This is a genomic window from Streptomyces sp. NPDC102402, assembly GCF_044765765.1.
Classification (GTDB): domain Bacteria; phylum Actinomycetota; class Actinomycetes; order Streptomycetales; family Streptomycetaceae; genus Streptomyces.
The window spans coordinates 154,530-174,378 of sequence record NZ_JBIWKR010000003.1 but is presented as its reverse complement, the minus strand read 5'-3'; the positions used below and the strand labels follow the sequence as shown (position 1 = coordinate 174,378).

General features: G+C 68.3%; 16 protein-coding genes and 1 pseudogene. All 17 read left to right on the top strand.

Going from position 1 to position 19,849, the window contains the following annotated elements; all coding sequences use genetic code 11:
• Positions 1 to 46 precede the first annotated feature (46 nt).
• The 17 genes and pseudogenes from ACIRJR_RS10385 (at position 47) to ACIRJR_RS10305 (ending at position 19,841) form a co-directional block, all read left to right on the top strand.
• Positions 47 to 376: a hypothetical protein gene (locus ACIRJR_RS10385; RefSeq protein ID WP_403776879.1), complete on the top strand. Its 330-nt coding sequence runs from the start codon at positions 47 to 49 to the stop codon at positions 374 to 376.
• Between the two features lie 90 nt (positions 377 to 466).
• Positions 467 to 1,807 carry a type VII secretion integral membrane protein EccD gene (gene eccD / locus ACIRJR_RS10380; RefSeq protein WP_403778669.1) on the top strand — a complete coding sequence of 447 codons (1,341 nt, stop codon included), beginning with the start codon at positions 467 to 469 and terminating at the stop codon, positions 1,805 to 1,807.
• 52 nt (positions 1,808 to 1,859) lie between these two features.
• Positions 1,860 to 2,987: a MinD/ParA family protein gene (locus ACIRJR_RS10375; protein ID WP_403776876.1), complete on the top strand. Its 1,128-nt coding sequence runs from the start codon at positions 1,860 to 1,862 to the stop codon at positions 2,985 to 2,987.
• 35 nt (positions 2,988 to 3,022) lie between these two features.
• Positions 3,023 to 6,997 carry a type VII secretion protein EccCa gene (eccCa, locus tag ACIRJR_RS10370; RefSeq protein WP_403776873.1) on the top strand — a complete coding sequence of 1,325 codons (3,975 nt, stop codon included), beginning with the start codon at positions 3,023 to 3,025 and terminating at the stop codon, positions 6,995 to 6,997.
• A gap of 38 nt (positions 6,998 to 7,035) precedes the next feature.
• A complete protein-coding gene (locus tag ACIRJR_RS10365; protein ID WP_403776870.1) occupies positions 7,036 to 8,454 on the top strand; it encodes a DUF6177 family protein in 1,419 nt (472 codons plus the stop codon).
• Positions 8,455 to 8,577: 123 nt separating this feature from the next.
• Positions 8,578 to 8,913, top strand: coding sequence for a hypothetical protein (locus tag ACIRJR_RS10360; protein ID WP_403778667.1), 336 nt, complete (start codon positions 8,578 to 8,580; stop codon positions 8,911 to 8,913).
• 55 nt (positions 8,914 to 8,968) lie between these two features.
• Entirely contained in the window at positions 8,969 to 9,280 is a 312-nt protein-coding gene (locus ACIRJR_RS10355; protein ID WP_099172703.1) for a pore-forming ESAT-6 family protein, read from the top strand.
• A 92-nt stretch (positions 9,281 to 9,372) separates the two neighbouring features.
• Positions 9,373 to 9,801, top strand: a complete 429-nt coding sequence (locus ACIRJR_RS10350; RefSeq protein ID WP_403776865.1) for a DUF6507 family protein — start codon at positions 9,373 to 9,375, stop codon at positions 9,799 to 9,801.
• Complete coding sequence (locus ACIRJR_RS10345; protein ID WP_403776862.1) at positions 9,798 to 12,545, top strand: hypothetical protein; 2,748 nt, start codon at positions 9,798 to 9,800, stop codon at positions 12,543 to 12,545. Before ACIRJR_RS10350 ends, ACIRJR_RS10345 begins: the two co-directional genes overlap by 4 nt.
• A 202-nt stretch (positions 12,546 to 12,747) precedes the next feature.
• Complete coding sequence (locus tag ACIRJR_RS10340; RefSeq protein WP_403776859.1) at positions 12,748 to 13,425, top strand: immunity 49 family protein; 678 nt, start codon at positions 12,748 to 12,750, stop codon at positions 13,423 to 13,425.
• Between the two features lie 286 nt (positions 13,426 to 13,711).
• A complete protein-coding gene (locus ACIRJR_RS10335; protein ID WP_403776856.1) occupies positions 13,712 to 14,422 on the top strand; it encodes a hypothetical protein in 711 nt (236 codons plus the stop codon).
• Between the two features lie 293 nt (positions 14,423 to 14,715).
• The gene (locus ACIRJR_RS10330; RefSeq protein WP_403776853.1) at positions 14,716 to 15,492 is read left to right on the top strand and encodes a hypothetical protein; all 777 of its coding nucleotides are present in this window, start codon (positions 14,716 to 14,718) and stop codon (positions 15,490 to 15,492) included.
• 11 nt (positions 15,493 to 15,503) lie between these two features.
• Positions 15,504 to 16,355: an immunity 49 family protein gene (locus tag ACIRJR_RS10325; protein WP_403776850.1), complete on the top strand. Its 852-nt coding sequence runs from the start codon at positions 15,504 to 15,506 to the stop codon at positions 16,353 to 16,355.
• A gap of 22 nt (positions 16,356 to 16,377) precedes the next feature.
• The gene (locus tag ACIRJR_RS10320) at positions 16,378 to 18,012 is read left to right on the top strand and encodes an immunity 49 family protein (RefSeq protein WP_403776847.1); all 1,635 of its coding nucleotides are present in this window, start codon (positions 16,378 to 16,380) and stop codon (positions 18,010 to 18,012) included.
• A gap of 101 nt (positions 18,013 to 18,113) precedes the next feature.
• Positions 18,114 to 18,527 (top strand): annotated as a pseudogene (locus ACIRJR_RS10315) (hypothetical protein); the annotation flags it as partial.
• Positions 18,528 to 18,603: 76 nt separating this feature from the next.
• Positions 18,604 to 18,984, top strand: coding sequence for a hypothetical protein (locus tag ACIRJR_RS10310; protein WP_403776843.1), 381 nt, complete (start codon positions 18,604 to 18,606; stop codon positions 18,982 to 18,984).
• On the top strand, positions 18,981 to 19,841 hold the full coding sequence (locus ACIRJR_RS10305) for an immunity 49 family protein (protein ID WP_403776840.1): 861 nt from the start codon (positions 18,981 to 18,983) through the stop codon (positions 19,839 to 19,841). Before ACIRJR_RS10310 ends, ACIRJR_RS10305 begins: the two co-directional genes overlap by 4 nt.
• The last annotated feature ends 8 nt before the right edge of the window (positions 19,842 to 19,849 follow it).

Sequence of the window (19,849 nt, the reverse complement as noted above, 5' to 3'; positions counted from 1 at the left end):
CAGGCGACCGACTGACGCTACGAGCGACCGAGGCGACGGACGACCCATGGCAAGGGATTACGACAGCCAGCTACTGGAGTCGGTGGGAGTACGCCGACGCAGAATGCGCGACGCCCTGCTGTTCGGCGCGCAACGAGCGCGGCGGACCGCCGACGAGCGGCTCGGGAAGGTATTCGCGGGAATCGCCATCGCCGCCGTGATGTGCGCGGGGTGCGTCGGATGGTCCTTCCTGCAGCACACGCTGGAGAAGCAGAAAGCCGAGCAGGAGAAGCAGCAGCGCCAGGCCCAGCAGTACGACCGCGCGGGCCGGTTCACGGAATCCGGAATTCCAGCGGAATCCCACAGCGCATACATGGCGACTTCCACACCCTGGTAATGAAAGAGACCGATGGTGCGGATATGCCCTGTTGGCCCTGAAAGTGCCCGGAGCCGTGATGATAGGTTCCCTTGAGTGGCGAGCACATCAATGACCTCCCGGACGGAACTGAGCCGGGTGACCCTGGTCGGAGAACGGCGCCGAGCCGATATCGTCCTCCCCTCCGACACCCCGATCGGGCAATTGCTGCCGGACATTCTGCAGTTGCTCGACGACAGGGTCGCCTCACGCCCGCTGACACGGCAGTTGCTGACGTCCGACGGCTCCGCGCTGTCGCACGACAGCACACTGGCGTCGGCCCGGATAGCCGACGGCGCGGTGCTGCGGCTGGTCAGAACACACTCCGCGCCACCCGCCCCCGTGGTGCACGACGTCACCGACCAGGTGGCGGACGACCTCGGCCTGCGGGCCTGGCGGTGGCGCCCCGCCGCGCGCAGGACCAGTGCGGGCGTGGCGACCGTGGCGTTCGCGGTGATCGCGGCACTGCTCGCCCGCCGCGAGTTCCCGCTCGACGCCCTGGCCGGCGTACTCGCCGTGGTCACGCTCGCCCTCCTGACGGCCGGTGCACTCGTCTCGAGGACCGGACAGGGCAACCGCGGTCTGGCGACCGCGCTCCTGGTCCTCTCCGGCGGCCTCGGCGTCCTGACCGCGTGGACCGCAGCCGACGCCCACGACTGGCCGGGCACCGTACGCCTCGCGGCCGTGGCAGGAGCACTGGTCCTGACGCAGGTGCTGCTCGGCTTCTTCTCCCCGCTCGGTCGTGGCGGACTCGTCGGCGCCGCGGCCACGGCCGCCCTCACCGTCGTATGGGAGGGTGCCGCCGCCCTCCAGGACGATCCGGCCCGGCTCGGCACCGTCATGGCTGTCTTCTCGGTGGTACTCCTCGGGATGCTGCCGCGGTTGGCCCTGATGGCGTCCGGGCTCACCGCGCTCGACGACCGCCGCTCGGGCGGCGTCTCGGTCAGCCGTCACGAGGTGGGCAGCGCGCTCGCGGCCACGCACCGCGGCCTGGCCCTCGCCACCGTGGTCACCGCGGTCTCGGCGTCCGCGGCGGGATGGCTGATCACACTGGCGGAGAAGCCGACGGCATGGGCCGTGGTGCTGGCCTCGCTCGTCGCGGTGGTGCTGCTGTCGCGGGCGCGTGCCTTCCCGCTGATCGCCGAGGTGGTGGCGCTGTTCGCCGCCGCGGCCGTCCTCGTCGTGCGGCTCGTCATGCTCTGGATGGAGCATGACGGGGGTGCCGGACCGATCGCCGTGCTGTGTGTGGCGGCGGTGCTGCCACTGCTGGTTCTGGCGGTGCAGCCGCCGGAGCATGTGCGGGTCCGGCTGCGCCGCATGGCCGACCTGGTCGAATCCATCGGCATGGTGGGGCTCTTCCCGCTCGCCGTCGGCGTTTTCGGCGTGTTCGGTCAGCTCCTCGACAAGTTCTGAGTACACGCGCGGGGCCCCGGGTGGGGCAGCACCATGGAGGGGAAAGGCAGACATGCCGAACGCGGACGACTGGCAGGGTGACGTACTGCGCGATCTGAGAGGCACCGCTCAGCAGGGCGGGCAGGGCCCCGCGCCGGACCAGAGCGTCCCCGCCCCCGGCGGCGTCCCGGCGCGGGATGCCGGAGAGCTCCCGCCTCCCGGGAACCAGGAGCACCGGCCCGCCGCACCGGCCTCCCGGGGTGCCGGGCGCCCCCGCGGCGCGCCCGACTCACGGCCCGTGGTGGACGACGGCCTGGCCGGGGCGGCACGCAGGACGCAACACGGTGAGTCGTTGGTCTCCCGTGCCACGCGTGGTGTGCGCCGGATCGTTTCTTCGTCGGCAGCACGCGAGGTCGCGCAGATCACGCGCACCGCCGAGCTGCTCCAGCAGCCCGTGACGACCGGCAGGCAGATCGCCGTCACCTCCATCCGGGGCGGTGCGGGCAAGTCGACCGTCACGGCGCTCCTCGGGGCCACGTACGCGCACTACCGGCAGGACCCGATCCTTCTCGTCGAGGCCGACCCGGCGCTCGGCTCCCTCCCCCTGCGGCTCGGCGCCGAGACGCTCCGCTGGACCACCGGTGACGTCGCGGACATCGTCGAACCGCAGATGTCCCTGCTCGACGTCACCGGCTATCTCGTCCAGCTCCCCGACAACGCCTGGCTGCTGCCCGGCAGCCAGGGACGGATCGGTGCCATGCTGGACGCCAGGGCGTACGAGCGGGTCATGGTCTCCCTGCGCCGCTACTTCGGTGTGACGGTCGTGGACTGCGAGACCCTGCCCGCCGAGGTCGCCCGGGTCGCCCTCTCCGCCTCGCAGGCCCGTGTGCTGGCCGCGCCCGCCACGCTGGAGGGCATGACGAGCACGTACAACGTGCTCGAGTGGATGAAGGGGCTGCCCCGGCACGTGATCGAGGGGACGGTCGTCGTCGTCACCGAACAGGTGCCGCGTGCGGGCATCGACCTCGACAAGGCCGCCCAGAAGCTGAGGTCCACCGGCGCCGCGGTCCGGATCCTCCCGTACGACCGGCATCTGGCGTCCGGCGGGACGATCCGCACCGGACTGCTGGCCCACTCGACACGGCTGGCAGCGACCCGGCTCGCGGCGGATGTCTTCCAGCTCTCCCAGAAGCGTCGCTGATCCATGCCGCGCCCGACCATGAGTGACGGACGACCATGAGCACCCGACTGATACACCGCCCCGCCAGGACGACCCGGCCTCCGGCCGCCACCCCGCCACGCACCATCGAGGCCCCTCCCAACCTTCCCGAGGGGAAGGCGGGGAACATCGCGATGTCGCTGCTGCCCGTCGCCGGGGTCATGTCCTCGGTCGTGATGATGACGGTCGTCCGCAACAGCCAGTTCGCCGGTCTCGGCGCGATCATCCTCGTCGTCACGATCGTCGGCTCCGTCGCACTGCTCTTCTCGCAGCGCGGCAAGGCACAGCGCACCCGCCGGACCCAGCGCGAGGCCTACCTCGCCTATGTGGAGGACCTGCGGGAGGAACTCTCGGCGGAGGAACGCGCACGCCGTGAACTCGCCGACGTGCTCAACCCGCCGCCGCACGCGCTGTACGACATCGTGCGGGACCCCGCCCGCCTGTGGGAGCGCCGCCGCGTCGACGCCGACTTCCTCCGGGTGCGGCTCGGCACCGGCGAGATGCCCGTACGTGATCTGCGGATCGCCGACCAGGGCTCCTCGGTCCTCACCCCGCCCGACCTGTTCATGCTCAACGAGGCGTCGGCGCTGACGACCCGCTTCCGCACCGGCACCGAACTCCCGCTCACCGTCCCGCTCGACCGGGTCGGCAACATCAGCGTCATCGGCCCCCGCGAGGACTGCCTCCGGGTCGTCCGCGCCCTCCTCGTACAGGCCGCGGTGACGCACGCCCCCGACGACGCGGCGATGGCGCTCGCCGTGCCCGGCGACCGGGTCGCCGACTGGGAGTGGGCCAAGTGGCTGCCGCACCTGCTGGACACCGAACAGCTCGACGGCCCGGTCGCCGCCCGCCGCATCGCCCCCTCCGCGCCCCAGCTCGCCCGGCAGCTCGGCCCCGAGCTGCGCCGCCGCGCCTCCTACGCCGCCGAGGTACGCCGTGGCCTGGCCGGCAAGGACGCCCTGTCGATGACCTCCCGGCTGCTCGTCGTCACCGACGGGCACGGCGAGGACGCCGTCGACCTGCCGCGACCCGATGACGCCGTCGGTCTGCGGGAGATGGGCGTGACCGTCCTGCACCTGCTCGAACAGCGCGTCCAGGAGCCGGGGCACGTCGGCATCCGGATCACCGTCGACGGCTCGGAGGTGCTCATCGAGGACCTGCGGGAGCAGGAACCGGTCAGCGCCCACGGCACCGTGGACGAGGTCGGCATCCCGTTCGCGGAGGGCCTGGCCCGCATGCTGGCACCGCTGCGCCTGTCCGCGGAATCGCTCGTCGACGCGCCCCTGTCCGGTCCCGTCGACTTCGCGGGCCTGCTCGGCATCGGCGACGTGGCGCGGCTCGACCTGGCACGCCTCTGGGCCCCTCGCGGTGAACGCGCCTTCCTGCGCGTGCCCATCGGCATCAGCGACTCCCACGAGCCGGTCCTCCTGGACCTGAAGGAGTCGTCCGAGCTCGGGATGGGCCCGCACGGCCTGTGCGTCGGGGCCACCGGGTCCGGGAAGTCGGAACTGCTTCGCACCCTGGTACTCGCCCTGGTGACCACGCACCCGCCGGAGGACCTCGCCCTGGTCCTCGTCGACTACAAGGGCGGCGCGACCTTCGCGCCGTTCGCGGACCTGCCGCACGTCGCGGGCGTCATCACCAACCTGGAGAACCAGGCAGGTCTCGTCGAGCGCGTGCACGCCTCCCTCGCCGGCGAGGTCAAGCGCCGGCAGCAGGCGCTCAAGGACGCGGGCAACGTCGCCGACATCGGCGACTACGCCGCGCTGCGCGCCGAGAAGCGGCCCGACCTGGACCCGCTGCCGCACCTGTTCGTCGTCATCGACGAGTTCGGCGAACTCCTCACCGCCAAGCCGGACTTCATCGATCTGTTCCTGTCCATCGGCCGCATCGGCCGCTCCATCGGTGTGCACCTGCTGCTCTCCAGCCAGCGCATCGAGGGCGGCAAGCTCAAGGGCCTGGACACCTATCTCTCGTACCGGCTGGGCCTGCGCACCTTCTCCGCCGACGAGTCCCGTACGGTCCTGGACACCACCGACGCGTTCCACCTGCCGCCGCTGCCGGGCTTCGGCTACCTCAAGGTCGACACCAGCCACTACGCGCGCTTCAAGGCCAGCTACGTCTCCGGGGGATACCGGGGCCCTGTCCAGCGCGCGGACGAGGAGGAGACGGGGCCGCTCGCCCTCACGTACGAGGCGTTCAACACCCTCTCCGCGACGGACGATCCCGGCCCGCAGGAGCAGGCGTCGCGGCGCCGTGAGACCGGTCCCACCGAGCTGGGCGTCGTCGTGGAACAGCTGGAGGGTGCCGCCGGACCGGTGCGCAGCATCTGGCTGCCGCCGCTGCCCGCCGCGATCACCCTGGACAAGGTCGCGGGGCCGCTGGACGCCGGCCCGCGCGGTATGCAGCTCGCCGGGCGCCGGGGACCGCTCCAGGTGCCGCTGGGCCTGCTCGACGACCCGACGAAGCAGTGGCAGGGCCAGTGGTTCCTGGACCTCACGGTGGCCGGCGGCCACGCCGCCTTCATCGGGGGCCCCCAGTCCGGCAAGACGACACTTCTGCGCACGCTCGTCCTCTCGCTGGCGCTGACCCACACCCCGCAGGAGGTCGGCGTCTACGGCCTCGACCTGGTGGGAGGCGGCCTCCAGGCGCTGTCGGGACTGCCTCACGTCGGCGGTGTCGCGGGCCGTGCGGACCGCGAACGCGCGGGGCGCACGGTCGAAGAGGTGCGGAACATGCTCGCCACCCGCGAGGACCTCTTCCGCGAGTACGGCATCGACTCCGTCGAGCAGTTGCGCACCCTGCACGCGGCGGGCCGGCTGCCCCAGCTCGCCTCCGCCGAGATCGTGCTCGTCATCGACGGGTTCGGCGCGCTGCGCGACGACTTCGACGACCTCGACAACGCCGTCGTCGACATCCTCAAGCGCGGCGGCGGCTACGGGATCCACGTCGTCGCGGGCATGCTCCGCTGGAACGACGTACGCATCGCCACCCAGTCGGCCTTCGGCACCCGCCTCGAGCTGCGGCTGAACGACCCGGGCGAGTCCAGCATCGACCGCAAGCTCTCCCAGACCCTGTCCCCGGACGAGCCCGGCCGCGTCCTCACCGACGGCAAGCTCTTCGCCCAGGCGGCGTTGCCCCGTACGGACGGGCTCGCCGACCCCACCGGCCTGGGTGCCGTCCTGGAGCGCACGGCCCGTACGGTCCGCGCCACGTGGAGCGGAGAGGTCGCCCAGCCGGTACGGGTCCTGCCGCAGGTCCTGGAGCCGCACCTGCTGCCGGGTCCGGCCGCCGAACCCCGGCGTGTGCCGATCGGCGTCGACCAGACGGCACTGGACCCCGTCTTCCTGGACCTGTTCGAGCACGACCAGCACCTGCTGGTCATGGGCGACAGCGAGTGCGGGAAGACGAACCTCCTGCGGGCCGTCGCCGCCGGCCTCATCGACCGTTACGGCGAGGACGAGCTGGTCTTCGCCGTCATGGACCCGCGGCGCAGTCTGCGCGGGGCCGTCCCCGAGGAGTTCAGGGGCGGATACGCCTACAACGCCAAGCTGTGCGCCGGCCTCTCGGCGGGGATCGCCACCGAGCTGGAGAAGCGGCTGCCCGACGACAGCACGCGCATCGAGGACCTGGAACCCGGCAACTGGGGCAGCGGCCCGCGGATCGTGGTCCTCGTCGACGACTACGACGTACTGACGACCGCCGGTCAGTCGCCGCTCGCACCGTTCCTGCCGTACATCCCGTCGGCGGTGGACATCGGCCTCCACTTCGTCCTGACCCGCCGGGTCGCGGGCGCGTCCCGCGGGATGTACGAGCCGCTGGTGCAGGGCCTGCGCGAGTCGGGCGCCTCGGCGGTCCTCATGGCGGGCGACCGCAGCGAGGGCCAGCTGTTCCCGGGCGTGTACGCCACCCAGCAGCCGGCGGGGCGCGGCGTGCTGATCCGCAGGGGCCACGCGAACCGCCTGATCCAGACCGTCCACACGCCCGCATAGCAGCCGGCACCCACGCCACGAAGGACCGAACGGACCACATGACCAAGGACGTCATCGCTCTCACCACACGCATGCCCGACCCGTGGAGCGTGCTCGTGGGGCTGCTCTCCGGGGGTCCCGACAAGCTGGTGGACACGCACGGCGACGGGGCCGTCGTGCAGCTCTGCGACTCCGAGGGCCGCCCCCTGGTCTCGGTCGAGGCGCCGTTGCTCGTCCAGGTGGCCGGCGAGGCGGAACGTCTCCTCGGGGCCACGGCGCCGCCCCTCCCGTTCTGGTGGACGGAGGCCCGCGCCACCACCGGTGTGACCGAGGCCGAGCAGATCGCGGGCACGTTCGCCGCCCGGCTCGCCCACCTCGCCGGTGGCTCCGCCTGGCCCCCGGAGGCCGCCCGTTCGCTGGCCGTGGTGCCCACCGACGGTGTGAGCGTCGCCCCCGCTCCGGCTGCTGCGGTCCCCGCCGTCGACGTGCTCACGGAGAAGGTCGCCGTCGTCATCCAGGACCGCCCTGTGGTCGCCCTGACGGCCTGGCTCGCGGAGGCCTACCGGGCTGCCACGGAGGCCGGCCTCGGGCTCCAGGTCGTCGCTCCGCCCGGGACGACGCTCTCCCCCGCCGTGCGCCACCTCCTGGGAACGTGGCCGTCCCGCTGGATCGTCCAGGACGAACGGGACGGCTACTACGACGGGCTGTCGGGGGCGGTGCTGCGCTGGCAGGACGGCCTCTTCGCGCCGGTCGAGGGACCAGGTGCGACCGCCGACGAGCCTGACAACCTGGTCGCCTCGTCCTACGGGGAGGTGTCGGACACCGGCGAGCGGCAACTGGCGGTCACGTTCCGCTCCGTCCACCCCGCCGACGACCGCCTGGTGCTCGGCGGCGGCCTGGAGTCGGTGTGGCGCGAGCTCACCGGTGCGCCCCCCGCGGGCTGGGGTACGGCGGAGCCCGCGAACCTCCCCTGGTCACCGCAGCGCCTCACGGACCTCGCCCACGAGCGGTCGCCCCGGCCGACCTGGGCCGTGGTCGTCGGCAGCCCGGACCGGCCCGGACTCGCCACCGTGCGCGTCACCCGGACCACGGCGGGGGTGGAGGAGGAGGTGACACTGGCGTTCGGCTACGGAGCCGACGAGGAGATACCGCTGGACGCGCTTCCCCGGGCCGCCGAGGTGCTCGCCACCCGCCACCGGCTCCAGTCGATGCTCGTACAACTCCGCAAAGCCCGCCGCGATCTCGCGGTGCCGCCCCGCTTCGAAGGCCCAGGCGTCCCGGTGGCCTTCGTGCTGGGCGCCGAGGAGGTCCGCGCGATACCCGGCGACCGCGCCCGGCGGACTCCGCTGGCCTCGAAGCCCGTTCAGCTCGGCCCCAGGGCACGCCCCGCGCTGTACTACCCCCTGCGGGACGACCCCTCGGACCTGACGGGCTGGCAGGACTTCGAGCGGCTGACGCGGCATCTGAAGGGTGCGTGACGGGGCCTGCCCCTGGGATGTATTGGGATGGTCACAGTGACCTGATTGCTGATTGCATCAGCGATGTCCGGTTGATAGACATGGCCATTCGTACGGTTGTTCAATCTGCTGGTGGGGGACCTGATGAAGTTCGACATGGGGGCATCGGTTCTGACGAACCTGATGTCGCGCTCCTCGGAGTCGAGCACGGATCTGGGCACGCTGATCAATCAGCTGATCCAGGCCGCGCAGCCGCTGGAGGGCAAGTTCAACGGTGCCGGCAAGGCCGCGTTCGACTCGTTCAAGAACCGTTCGGACGAGATCACCGCGGCACTGAACGGATCCCTGGCCGCGCTGCTCGGCGGGCAGTCGGGGATGGACGCGGCGTTCGGTGAGGGTGACCAGGAGCAGGGCGAGAACGCGAGGACGCAGATGGCGTCCGCGAACTTCGACGCCGCCCGCTTCTCCGGTCGCGGCTGACCGCCCCACCTTCCACCTTCAGGCTCGGATCTCATTCCACGGGGAGTAATCGACTATGGCCACGGACAGCGACCGCCGTTCGTACGACACGGGTGCGTCGACAGAGGCGCAGGGCAACATCCAGGCGGTCATCGCCCGCCTGGAGCAGGTGATCTCGGCGCGGGACGCCCAGGTGAAGGCGGCAATGCTGGACTTCGCCGCGGACGGGGTGGCGGACGAGTACCACGGCAAGGAAATCCGCTGGAACAACACCTCGAACGAGGTCAGGAACATCATCCAGCTGCTGAAGACGACGCTGGAGAAGAACGACGGAACCGCGCAGCAGACGCTCGCGCGCGCGAAGGCAGCGGTCGACAACATCGGCTGACGTAGGGCGCATCCGGGTTGGAGGAACGTTCCCTCCGGCCCGGACGGGACAGCGAGACGGTTCGGCGCAGGGGTACACGGGGGTGGGCGTTCATGACAGCGTGGGACATCAAGCCGCAGGGAGTGCAGGGCCAGTTGAAGGTCACCGGCACGCATGCGGGTGACCTGGAGAAGGCTCTGACGGCTCTGGTCACGACGATGTCGGAGGCGGCGACGGCTGCGGGGACGGCCGTGCCCGGCACGGACGCCGCACAACCGGTGCAGGGTCCCGTGCCGGTGGGGGCGGCCCCGCTGTCGACACCCACGCTGGGTCCGGTGGCCTCGGCGCTGAGCCAGTACCTGGAGCTGCGCCGGGGCTACCTCACGTCCATGTCGGAACGCATCCAGGCCGCCGTACTGGGAGCGGCGAAGGCCACCAACGAGTACGTGGCTGGCGACCTGGACGCGGCGAAGCACGCGCAGGACGCGGCCAAGGCCGTGCGGCTGGACCTGCTGAAGGACGCACCCGGGGGGAACAGGTGAGCGACGACAAGCCGATCCCTCTGGAAGGCATCCCGGTCTTCACCGGAAACCTGGCGACCCTGGACGTGAAGGTCACCGAGCTGACCTCGGCCGGATCGACGATCGCGACGGCCACCGGTGACATCCACAGCAGCTTCGGCGGCCTCCAGGCCTTCTACCAGGCGCCCGAGGCGGAACAGCTGTTCGCGACGACGAAGCCGGTCGAGACCAGCGGGCAGACACTGAAGGCCGACCTCAAGACCATCGCCGGCGCACTGAGCACGTACTCGGACGAGGTCTACCCGCTGGTCGAGAAGCTCAGGGAGATCAAGCGGGACGCGGGAGCGTTCCTCGTGAAGATCAACGCCGACGACAAGTGGCGCGAGGACGGCGACCTGGTCGAGGAGAACAACAACCGCCGCGACGAGATAGCCGAGACCCTGGCCGCGTTCCAGGACGCCGAGATCACCTGCCACAACAAGATCACCGCCCTGGTCTGCGCCGTCCCCCTGAAGAAGAGCGACGGCTCCGACAGCAAGCACCAGTACGGCTTCGACGCGGAGACCCTCAAGCAAGCCGAAGGCCTCCCCTGGGGCGACCCGCTCGTCGAGTCCACTCCGGGCTGGCAGGTGTGGGAACACGCCTGGGACTTCACCAAGGGCTTCTTCGTGGACGGGGTCTGGGGCACGGTCAAGGGCCTGGGCACCCTGGTGGGCTTCGACGGCTGGGACGCGGCCGGCCAGGCCTGGAAGGGCCTGGCCCAGCTCGGCACCGGCCTGGTGGTGACCGCCGTGGCGGGACCGGCCTACTGGACGGCGAAGGACGAGGACCTGCCCTCCTGGCTGCGTGACTCGCGTACGGCGATGAAGGAGACGGGCAAGGCGCTGGTGGCCTGGGACCAGTGGGGCGAGAACCCCTCCCGGGCAGCGGGCGCGGTCACCTTCAACGTCGTCACCACCGTCTTCACCGGCGGCGCCGGCGGCGCGGTCGCCGGCGGCGGCAAGGCCGCCCTCGCCGCCAAGGCCCTGTCCGCGGCAGGCAAGGTGGGCCGCTTCGTCGACCCGATGACGTACATCTTCAAGGGCGCCGGCTTCGGCCTGACGAAGATCGGCGACGCGATGACCGGCCTCAAGGGCCTGGGCACCATCGAGATACCACCCCTGCCCGACAACGTCTTCACCCTCCCCGAAGGCGCCGTACGCCTGCCCGACGGCACCATCGACATCCCCGCCGGCGCAACCCTCCCTGAAGGCGCGGTCCGACTCACCGACGGCACGGTCCGACTCCCGGAAGGAGTCATCGCCCTCCCGGAAGGCACCGTCAAGAACCCCTTCGACGAGGGCGCCGCCTACGCCGACATCAAGGGCAACCTCTACGACGAGAGCGGCAACCTCGTCCAACGCGCCGAGGACGCCCCCAAGGCCGCCGACAAGACCGACACGAACACCACCGACCCGGACCACGCCCGCGTGGAAACCCCGGTACGACAGCCGGTACTGGTCGGGGCGGGGGCACGCGTGGGCGACGACCTGGGCGCTGCGGGGCGGGCCGGAGACGACGCGCAGGGTGGCCAAGCTGTCAACCAAACGCCGGGCAGCAGCGTCGGCGACGGCATGCCGAGCAGCCACGCGAGCGATATGTCCACGAACAACCTGGACAACACCCCCCGCAGCGGAAGCCACGCCGAAGGCTCCTCGGGCACCGGCCACGGCGACGGAACTTCTGCTGCAGGAAGCCACATGGATGGCCACGGCGGCGGTGCCCACAATGAGCCCCCGTCCAGGGGCGGCGGCGCCCACTCCCCGCAGCCCTCGGGCTCAGGCGATCTGGGCGCCGCTGCCCACGGCACAGACAACGCGGCGCGGCCGACGCACCCCTCAGGCGGCCGAGAGCTGACCGCCGAGGAAATCAAGGTCAAGCAGGACGAATTCGTCAGGCTAGCGAACAGCCCTGACAAGTCCTGGTTCGATCTGTACTACCGGTCGGACGGTCATCGCCGTAGCGTGCGCGCCAAGATCGACGGGGTCGAGCTGCCCATACTCGCAAAAGACAGCAACGGATCCTGGATCTCCAAGCACGACCTGCCGTCGGCCCCGTCCGAGAGCCGGTACGGCCGTGACCCGCTGACCCGCGGGAGCACCCCGGCTGACCAGATCGACCATCTTGACGATGTCGCGAAGGACCGCAAGGTCTCCGTGGACCTGTCCAACGCCGAGCGTGCGCACAAGATGGCGCCGACCGCCCAGACACTGGCTGATGTGCAGCGCGCCCGGCGAGAGTTCTTTGATCATTTCGATGACCAGACATCCAACAACAGCAGCTACTCCGAGCGGCTGGGTGAGGACGCCGCGCGGCTGCACGTGGTGTCCGAGCGGTTCAAGGGTGCTGTAGAGCAGCCTCTACCAAAGACGCCGAACGGCGCCAACATGTTCGACCAGCTGTACCGGCGACCGGACGGCAAACTCGTGATCATCGAGGCGAAGGCGCCAGGTTCGGGACTCATCTGGCGCAGGGGCAAGGGCGCCGCCGCAGACCTAATGGTGCAACAGGGCACCAGACACTATCTGGAGACCATCATCGCCGAGATGGAAGCTCGTCCTTTGCTCTCGGTGACGGACAAGACAGGTGCGGTCTGGACCAACGCCGAACTGGCGGCCGAGCTGAGGCCGGCACTTGAGAACGGAAACCTGGAGTATGCGATGGTGAAGGCCGTCGAGGGCAAGGGCAGGTACGCCGGTGCCGTCCTCGAGTACTTCAAGGTCTGAATGCGACAGGGGAGATCCAGTGGTCACGAGCGTGTCTCGACAGAGCTATCCGACGGCTGCGATGGAGACAGTCGTTCCGGTCATGGAAAGGTCTCTGGCCACTTCGCTACAGACCATCGAGACCTCACACGGCACCAGGAGCGCTTCGCTCACGACCTCCTTGAACGTGGCACGCGTCCGCTGCGTTGGGGACCCGGATGCAGTGAAGGTTGAAACTTGGGAGTCCTGGCTGCTCAGCATGCAGGTGCACTCGGCGGTCTTCGCCGCCGCGTCCACCGACCAGAAAACGGTCATCTGCCAAATCGGCCAGGAGAAGCGGCAGCTTGCCACTACCGGTCCACAGCTCTACCTCAATGCGGGGACGTGGATCAACGCCTTCTGCCTGGCACTGATCTGCCGGGAGACAGCCCGTCTCGATATGCTGGCGCGAGTGCCCATGTCGCTGCTGCGTGACTGCGGTGGCGAACTTGATGAGTACGTCTACTCCTGGGTTGCCACCCTCCAGAGCTTCTGGCTGCGCCGCGACGACGTCAGCCAGCACTTGGTGCGGGCCGTGGACCTGAGCGCTCCGGAGGCAGCTCGTATCCTCGACGCCGAGACCATGGGCAAGCTGAAGTACCCCCCGATCATGATGTTCTATCGCTACCTGCGTAACGATGCGGCGGGATTCAATGAGGCCCTGAACGACGCTCTGCGCTGGCACAAGGAGTACTGGACGGCCGACGAGGACCGCACCCAGAACATCGAAGGGGTCGTGGCCATCGCTCCGCTGGCGGTGGCGTGCCTGGCGAAAGCTGAAGGCATTCCGATCGAGGTCGAGTCTGGCTATCTTCCGGACGCTCTCCTGGACTTCGCCTGGCGCGGCGAGTTCGACGCGTAATCTCCCCAAGGACCAACGCAGCGCGGCGGCTCCGATCTCGGTCGCCGAATGCACCTGCGAGGTGCGCAGTCACCCCCAGGTGCAACTGTTGGCATGAACACACACAACGTTGGTTGTGAGGTCAGGCCTGCCGTACCTCCATGATCAGCGAGCCTGCGGCGAAAGGCAGTCGCCGAAGAGCCTGAGCGCGGTCGGCGCCGACAATCTGGCGCCGCATCCGTGCGAGGCGACTTCGGAACCGCCTGGCAGGAGTTCGGCCCAAAGCACCCGAAAACAAGACTTGCAGATGTCGGACCGGCTGCGGGCCATCAACTGGACTGACAACTCCGGGGCCTTCGACCATCCGCATTCACGTGCTCTGCTCATGCGTGAGTACCTATGCCGGTCAGCTCTGCGGGCCAAGGCCTACGACGCCGAGACCTCCTGGCCGTTCTTCGACATCGCCGAACACATCGACGCCGAGATCACCATCTCGCCCCACATCGCTGAAGAACTGGAGGATCTCCTGGAGGAGCTCGCCCCCGCTTCCCTCAGGACCACCTGCCGCGGTGCCGTCCGCTGGGCGGCCCTGCGGGAAGCCCGCGACGACCTGTCGACGGATCTGCCGGATCCGTACGAGCCGCTGCTGGCCATGTACGAGCGCGGCGGCGGCTACTACCTTGAGGAGTATCTCGACCTCAACGGCGTGATGATCCCGTTGCGAGACGTGGAGAGCAACGCCTCCGCACCTGCATTCCTGACGCTCGCCCCGGCCGCTCTCGACGCGCTGGACGCCGAGGGGGGAGATGACGTACTACGCGAAGATCAGCGGCGGGTACCCTCGGCACAGCCCGCGCGGGATCTTCCGTCGGCGAGTCGACGATGGTCGGACGTACGACGAAGCCTTCACCCGCAATCTCCGCTGAGAGCCGACCGAATAACTGAGGCTGTACGATCTCGGCCACAACGACATCGACCATGTCCGCATCACCGGGATCGAGGCTGCCGCCTTCATTGAAGCGCTGACGAAGAAGCTCGTCGGCTCTCCATGAATCCGCAGACACACTCTCCGCTCAGGGATTGCCTCCGGGCTCCTCCGGCCGCTCAATCGTTCGGGCAGGAGGGCACTGTCAACCTTGAGCGCGCCCCGCCTCTTGACGAGGCAACACGCGCAGCCCATGGCGCGGAGTACGAGGCCGCCCGTGATGTTCCAGCCAGTAGCCGGACCCCCGCCGAAAGCATGGCGATCACCCGTGAACGCGTCCGGCTGGCCAATGAAGACCCCGTCTGGCGTGCCGAGCACTACGACAAGTGGGGCCCGGTTACAGGAACAGTGCAGCAGAACTGGTCGATGGTCAGCTCCTGCCGAAGCTGGTCGAGAAGCCGGGTGGCGGCCGGATGGCCGAGTCCTCGATTCTGCACGCGCACCCAGGCGGGTTCCATCTCGACACCCTGGAACGGGGCCCGTCCACGGTCCGACCCGACGACCTCAAGCAGCTGGACAAGGCCGCGGCCAAGCGCATGGCCGGCATGGAACTGACCAAGTGGGAGAAGCTCTTCGAGAAGGACCCAAGCTTCGCCAACGCATACGGCCTGGCCCATGCGCAGGAGAACTTCAACGTGCTCGACGAGGGCGCGGCGAACAACAGTAAGCTCGGTGAAGCCCTTGGTGAGAAAGCTGCCCGTCGGCACATGCTCAGGCAGGTGGAGTTCGAAGGAGCTCGCGAGCTGACCGACCTCCCGGAGACCGCAAACGGCTCGAAGAGGTTCGACCAGCTCTGGTGGGACATGGACGGCAACCTACTGATCGTCGAGGCCAAGAGCCACAGCGGGACCTTGGACTGGCGCCAAAGCAATGGCCATCCCAGCGGCGGCACTTTCATGGTCAAGCAGGGAAGCCTCGATTACGTTCGCACCATCGTGGACGACATGAAGGATCGTGTACTCGAATCACCGGGTGAAGCCAAGTACATCCGGGAGATCGAGGATGCCATCAAGGACAAGACACTGCGTTACGTCCTCGTGCAGGCCTCTGAAAACACCGGTACGTGTGCTGGAGCCGTACTCAAATACTTCAAGCTCTTCTGAGGAGAGACGCCTTGACTTCGCGCATCCCCCGTCATCCCTTCCCCGTAGAGAACGCGGAAGTAGCGCTCGCCTCGCTCAAGGAGAGCGCGGAGCGGTGGATCAGTGGTCTGGAAGCCGAGTCGAGTGGCTTGGGTGAAGCCTTGGACACCACGCTCATGGTGGCCAAGGTGCGCTGCCTGACGGACCCGCAGGGGTCGATCTTTCCCACGTGGGATGCCTGGGTGGACACAATGCAGGTTGGCTCGGCCGTGTTCGCCGCCGCGACCGCTGCCGAGGGGCAGGTACGGTGCCGGATCGCGTACAAGGACCGTACACTCCAAGCCACTGGCCCGCCGCAGTACGTGACACCGGGTACCTGGCTGACCGCCTTCTACCTGGCCGTAGTGTGCCGGGAGCGGGACAGGATCACGGCCCTGTGCCGCGTGCCACTGCCACTGCTCAGGGACAACAGTGCGCACTTCGACGAGTTCGAGTACGCCTGGATCGACGCGCTGCAGACCTACTGGCTTGGTGGTGACGGCCTCAGCGCGAAGCTGGTGGCCGCAGTCGACGGTACGGACCCGGCAGTCGCGACTCATCCGGAAGCTGCAGGCAAACTGATGTATCCGCCGATGGAGATGTTTCACCGGATCGTTCGTGGGGACCACGCCGGCTTCGACCGGGCCCTCACCGCAGCTCTGGAGTGGCACAAGGAGTACTGGACGGAGGAGGGACGGGCAGCCCGTATCTCAGGTCTCGTCGCCCTTGCTCCGCTCGCCATGGCCTGTTTCGCCCGGAACGAGGGCATCCCGGTCGAGGTCGAATCCGAATACCTACCCGCCACTCTCCTCGCCGGCAACTGGTGCGGCGAGTTCCCGACGTAGACGATTACCCCAGGCCAATGCAATGGCACCGGGCGACCTGACACCCCACGGGGACGTCGACGACGGAACATCGGGCGGCACCCCGGACAATGTGGGCGACAGCGGCCACTTCCCGTCCTCGGGCGGCACGGCTCCCAACGTCACTGGCGGTTCGACTGCGGACAGCGGAGCCCACCGCGCGGAGTACGAGGCTGCCCGGGACAAGCCGGCTGGCGAGCGGACACCCGCAGAGAGAGCTGCCATAACCCGCGAACACGTCCGGCTGGCGAACGAGGACCCCGCATGGCGGGCGCAGTACTACGACAAGTGGGGACTCGGTAAGCGCAACAACGCAGAGAGCCTGGTCGACGGCCAACTCCTGCCGAAACTAATCGAGAAGCCGGACGGCAGTTGGATGAGCGCCAACGAGTTGCCGTACGCCAACTCGGAGAAATTTCATCTCGAGGACCTCGTAAGGGACCGCGCCACAGCTGCCCCTCAGGCGCTTACACACCTCGACGATGTCTCGGCCAAGCGCAAATCCAGCATGGACCTGACCTCTGCCCAGAGGGCATTCGACGCCGCCCCGACCGATGAGGCTGCTCGAGCGCTCGCCGATGCACAGCAGCACTTCGACGCGACTGCCGGGCCGGGCGTCTCCAACAACAGCAATCTCGGCGAAGCCCTCGGCGAAGCCCTCGGCGAAGAGGCCGCCCGCAAGCACATGCTCCCGCGTTACGTCCTTTCCCAGGCTACTGAGAACACAGGCCAGTACGCTGGGGCTGAGCTGAAGCATTTCAAGCTATTCAAGGAAAGGAGTAAGGCAGTGGTCACCAGAATCCCCCGTATGCCCCTTCCCACAGGAAGGGCAGAAGAGGGCATCGCCGTTCTCCAGGAGAACACGCAAGAGTTGATCGACGATTTGGAGGAGGACTCCACGGATTTGGGCGACGCCCAAACCATCGCGCTCACTCTGGCCCAGTCTCACTGCCTGCTGGATCCACGTGCCGCGATCTACCCAACGTGGAATGCCTGGGTTACCGCGATGCAGGTCAGTTCCGCCGTTTTCGCCGCAGCAACCGCGACCGGCGAGCATGTGCAATGCCGCATCGCCCACAAGGACCGCACACTCCGGGCCACCGGCCCCCAGTGGTACGTGACGCCCGGAGCCTGGACCACTGCCTTCTATCTGGCGGTGATATGCCGTGAGAAGGACAGGATTACCGCCCTGTGCCAAGTGCCGCTCACCCTTCTGCGAGAGAACGGCTCGCAGTTCGACGCATACCAGTACGCCTGGATCGACACTCTCCAGACCTACTGGCTCGGCGGGCCCGACCTCGTCGATGAGCTGGTGCGTGCGGTCGACGGCACCGACCCAGAAACCGCCTCCGACCCTGAAACCGCGGGCAAACTCCAGTACCCACCGATGGAGATGTTCCACCGCTTCATCCGCAAGGACCACGCGGGCTTCACCCAGGCGCTCACCACCGCCCTCCAATGGCACAAGGAATACTGGGGCGAGGAGAGCCGCATCTACCAGGCCTCCGGCCTGGTCGCCCTCGCACCCCTGGCCATGGCCTGCATCGCCCACGACGCGGGAATCCCCATCGAGGTCGAATCCGACTACCTGCCCGCCACCCTCCTCGGACGCAACTGGCTCGGCGAGTTCCCCACGTAGGCGACCAGGACTGCAACTACCGGCCCTTCAAAGCCAGTTCTTGAGCGCGCTTTCACGAGTGGCTGGCTGATATAGCCATCACTTGGAGCTCGTAACACGTTGCGGTGACGGAGCCGGGCAAAGCGCTGGTGGCCTGGGACCAGTGGGGCGAGAACCCCTCCCGGCCAGCGGGCGCGGTCACCTTCAACGTCGTCACCACCGTCTTCACCGGCGGCGCCGGCGGCGCGGTCGCCGGCGGCGGCAAGGCCGCCCTCGCCGCCAAGGCCCTGTCCGCGGCAGGCAAGGTGGGCCGCTTCGTCGACCCGATGACGTACATCTTCAAGGGCGCCGGCTTCGGCCTGACGAAGATCGGCGACGCGATGACCGGCCTCAAGGGCCTGGGCACCATCGAGATACCACCCCTGCCCGACAACGTCCTCACCCTCCCCGAAGGCGCAGTACGCCTACCCGACGGCACCATCGACATCCCCGCCGACGCAACCCTCCCTGAAGGCGCGGTCCGACTCACCGACGGCACACGAAATCCTGGACTCAGCAAATTCAGCAGCACGCCGAAGCGAGAGCATCGGAGCCTAAAAGGATTCCAACAGCGTGATGCGTGATGCGGCCGAGGGATATGGCGAGAAAGCCGCCAAACGCCATTACCAGTTCGATCAGGTTTGGAAGCGTAAGGATGGCGGCTACGTCGCAATTGAGGCGAAGAGCAGTGTCCGCACGGAACTGGGCGCCCGAAATCTACCAAACGGACGGCGCGTCTCCCAAGGCACCAGGGATTACTTTTTGGACATAATTTCCGAGATGAAGAAACGAAGCGAGAATAATATCGACGAGCTCACCCTGGCGGACGACCTGGAGGCCGCCCTTGACGCCGGCAAACTAGAATACGTGGTCGTGAAGGGCGAAATAAACAGTGGCGAGTACGCTGGCTACCAAATGAGACAGTTCGATATCACTGACAGGAGCGCACCGTGACCAGGACCGTCCCCCGGCACAGCGAGCCCGGGCCCAACTCTGCACGGTGGGCCGAGGCTCTCGGCGAGAGTCTGGCCAAGTCGATCACCCGCCTCGAAACATCGCCGCGCATGATCGACGCCGCGTTTCGGACGGCCCTCCTCCACTTGGAGGCGCGTTGCACGATCGATCCACGGGCGGCGGAGCTGGAGACGTGGGAAGCCACGGTCTCTGCACTGCAACTGGGGTCGGCGATGTTCGCCGTAACAGGTGCGGCTGAGGGAACCGTGGAGTGCCGCATCAATCACGAGGTCCGGGCTATTCCTGCCGTGGGCCCGCGTTCGTATGCAGATGCAGGGAACTGGTTGACCACGTTCTGGTTGGCGATCATCTGCCGTGATCAGACACGGATGACACAGCTGTGCGACATCCCACTGGAGCGCTTGCGGTCCCCCGCGGGCCAGTACGACGAGTACATCTACCACTGGGTCGACACTCTGCAGACCTATTGGCTGCGGCGCCCTGGGCTGGTGGAGAAACTGGTCGCCGCGATCGAGGAGTCTTATCCCGGAGCGATCTCGGCCGCTCCCAGGGATCTCCTGCAGGGCGTGCTGTACCCACCGATCAACCTCTTCCACCGGTTCGTCCGTAAGGATGAGGAAGGCTTCAACCAAGCCTTGGTGGAAGCTCTTGAGCTGCACAAGGCGTACTGGACGGCCGACGAGGACCGCTCGAAGGACCCTGACGGACGAATCAGTCTGAGCCTCCTCGCGATCAGCTGCCTAGCGTACGACGGCGAGATCCCAATCGAGGTCGAGTCCGAGTACCTGCCCGCCACCCTCCTCGGGCGCAATTGGCTCGGCGAGTTCCCCACGTGAGCGACCAG

What these genes read in the sequence shown, in the direction of transcription:
- ACIRJR_RS10385 (WP_403776879.1), top strand. Translation starts at nt 47, where the DNA reads ATGGCAAGGGATTACGACAGCCAGCTACTGGAGTCGGTGGGAGTACGC.
- eccD (WP_403778669.1), top strand. Translation starts at nt 467, where the DNA reads ATGACCTCCCGGACGGAACTGAGCCGGGTGACCCTGGTCGGAGAACGG.
- ACIRJR_RS10375 (WP_403776876.1), top strand. Translation starts at nt 1,860, where the DNA reads ATGCCGAACGCGGACGACTGGCAGGGTGACGTACTGCGCGATCTGAGA.
- eccCa (WP_403776873.1), top strand. Translation starts at nt 3,023, where the DNA reads ATGAGCACCCGACTGATACACCGCCCCGCCAGGACGACCCGGCCTCCG.
- ACIRJR_RS10365 (WP_403776870.1), top strand. Translation starts at nt 7,036, where the DNA reads ATGACCAAGGACGTCATCGCTCTCACCACACGCATGCCCGACCCGTGG.
- ACIRJR_RS10360 (WP_403778667.1), top strand. Translation starts at nt 8,578, where the DNA reads ATGAAGTTCGACATGGGGGCATCGGTTCTGACGAACCTGATGTCGCGC.
- ACIRJR_RS10355 (WP_099172703.1), top strand. Translation starts at nt 8,969, where the DNA reads ATGGCCACGGACAGCGACCGCCGTTCGTACGACACGGGTGCGTCGACA.
- ACIRJR_RS10350 (WP_403776865.1), top strand. Translation starts at nt 9,373, where the DNA reads ATGACAGCGTGGGACATCAAGCCGCAGGGAGTGCAGGGCCAGTTGAAG.
- ACIRJR_RS10335 (WP_403776856.1), top strand. Translation starts at nt 13,712, where the DNA reads ATGTCGGACCGGCTGCGGGCCATCAACTGGACTGACAACTCCGGGGCC.
- ACIRJR_RS10320 (WP_403776847.1), top strand. Translation starts at nt 16,378, where the DNA reads ATGGCACCGGGCGACCTGACACCCCACGGGGACGTCGACGACGGAACA.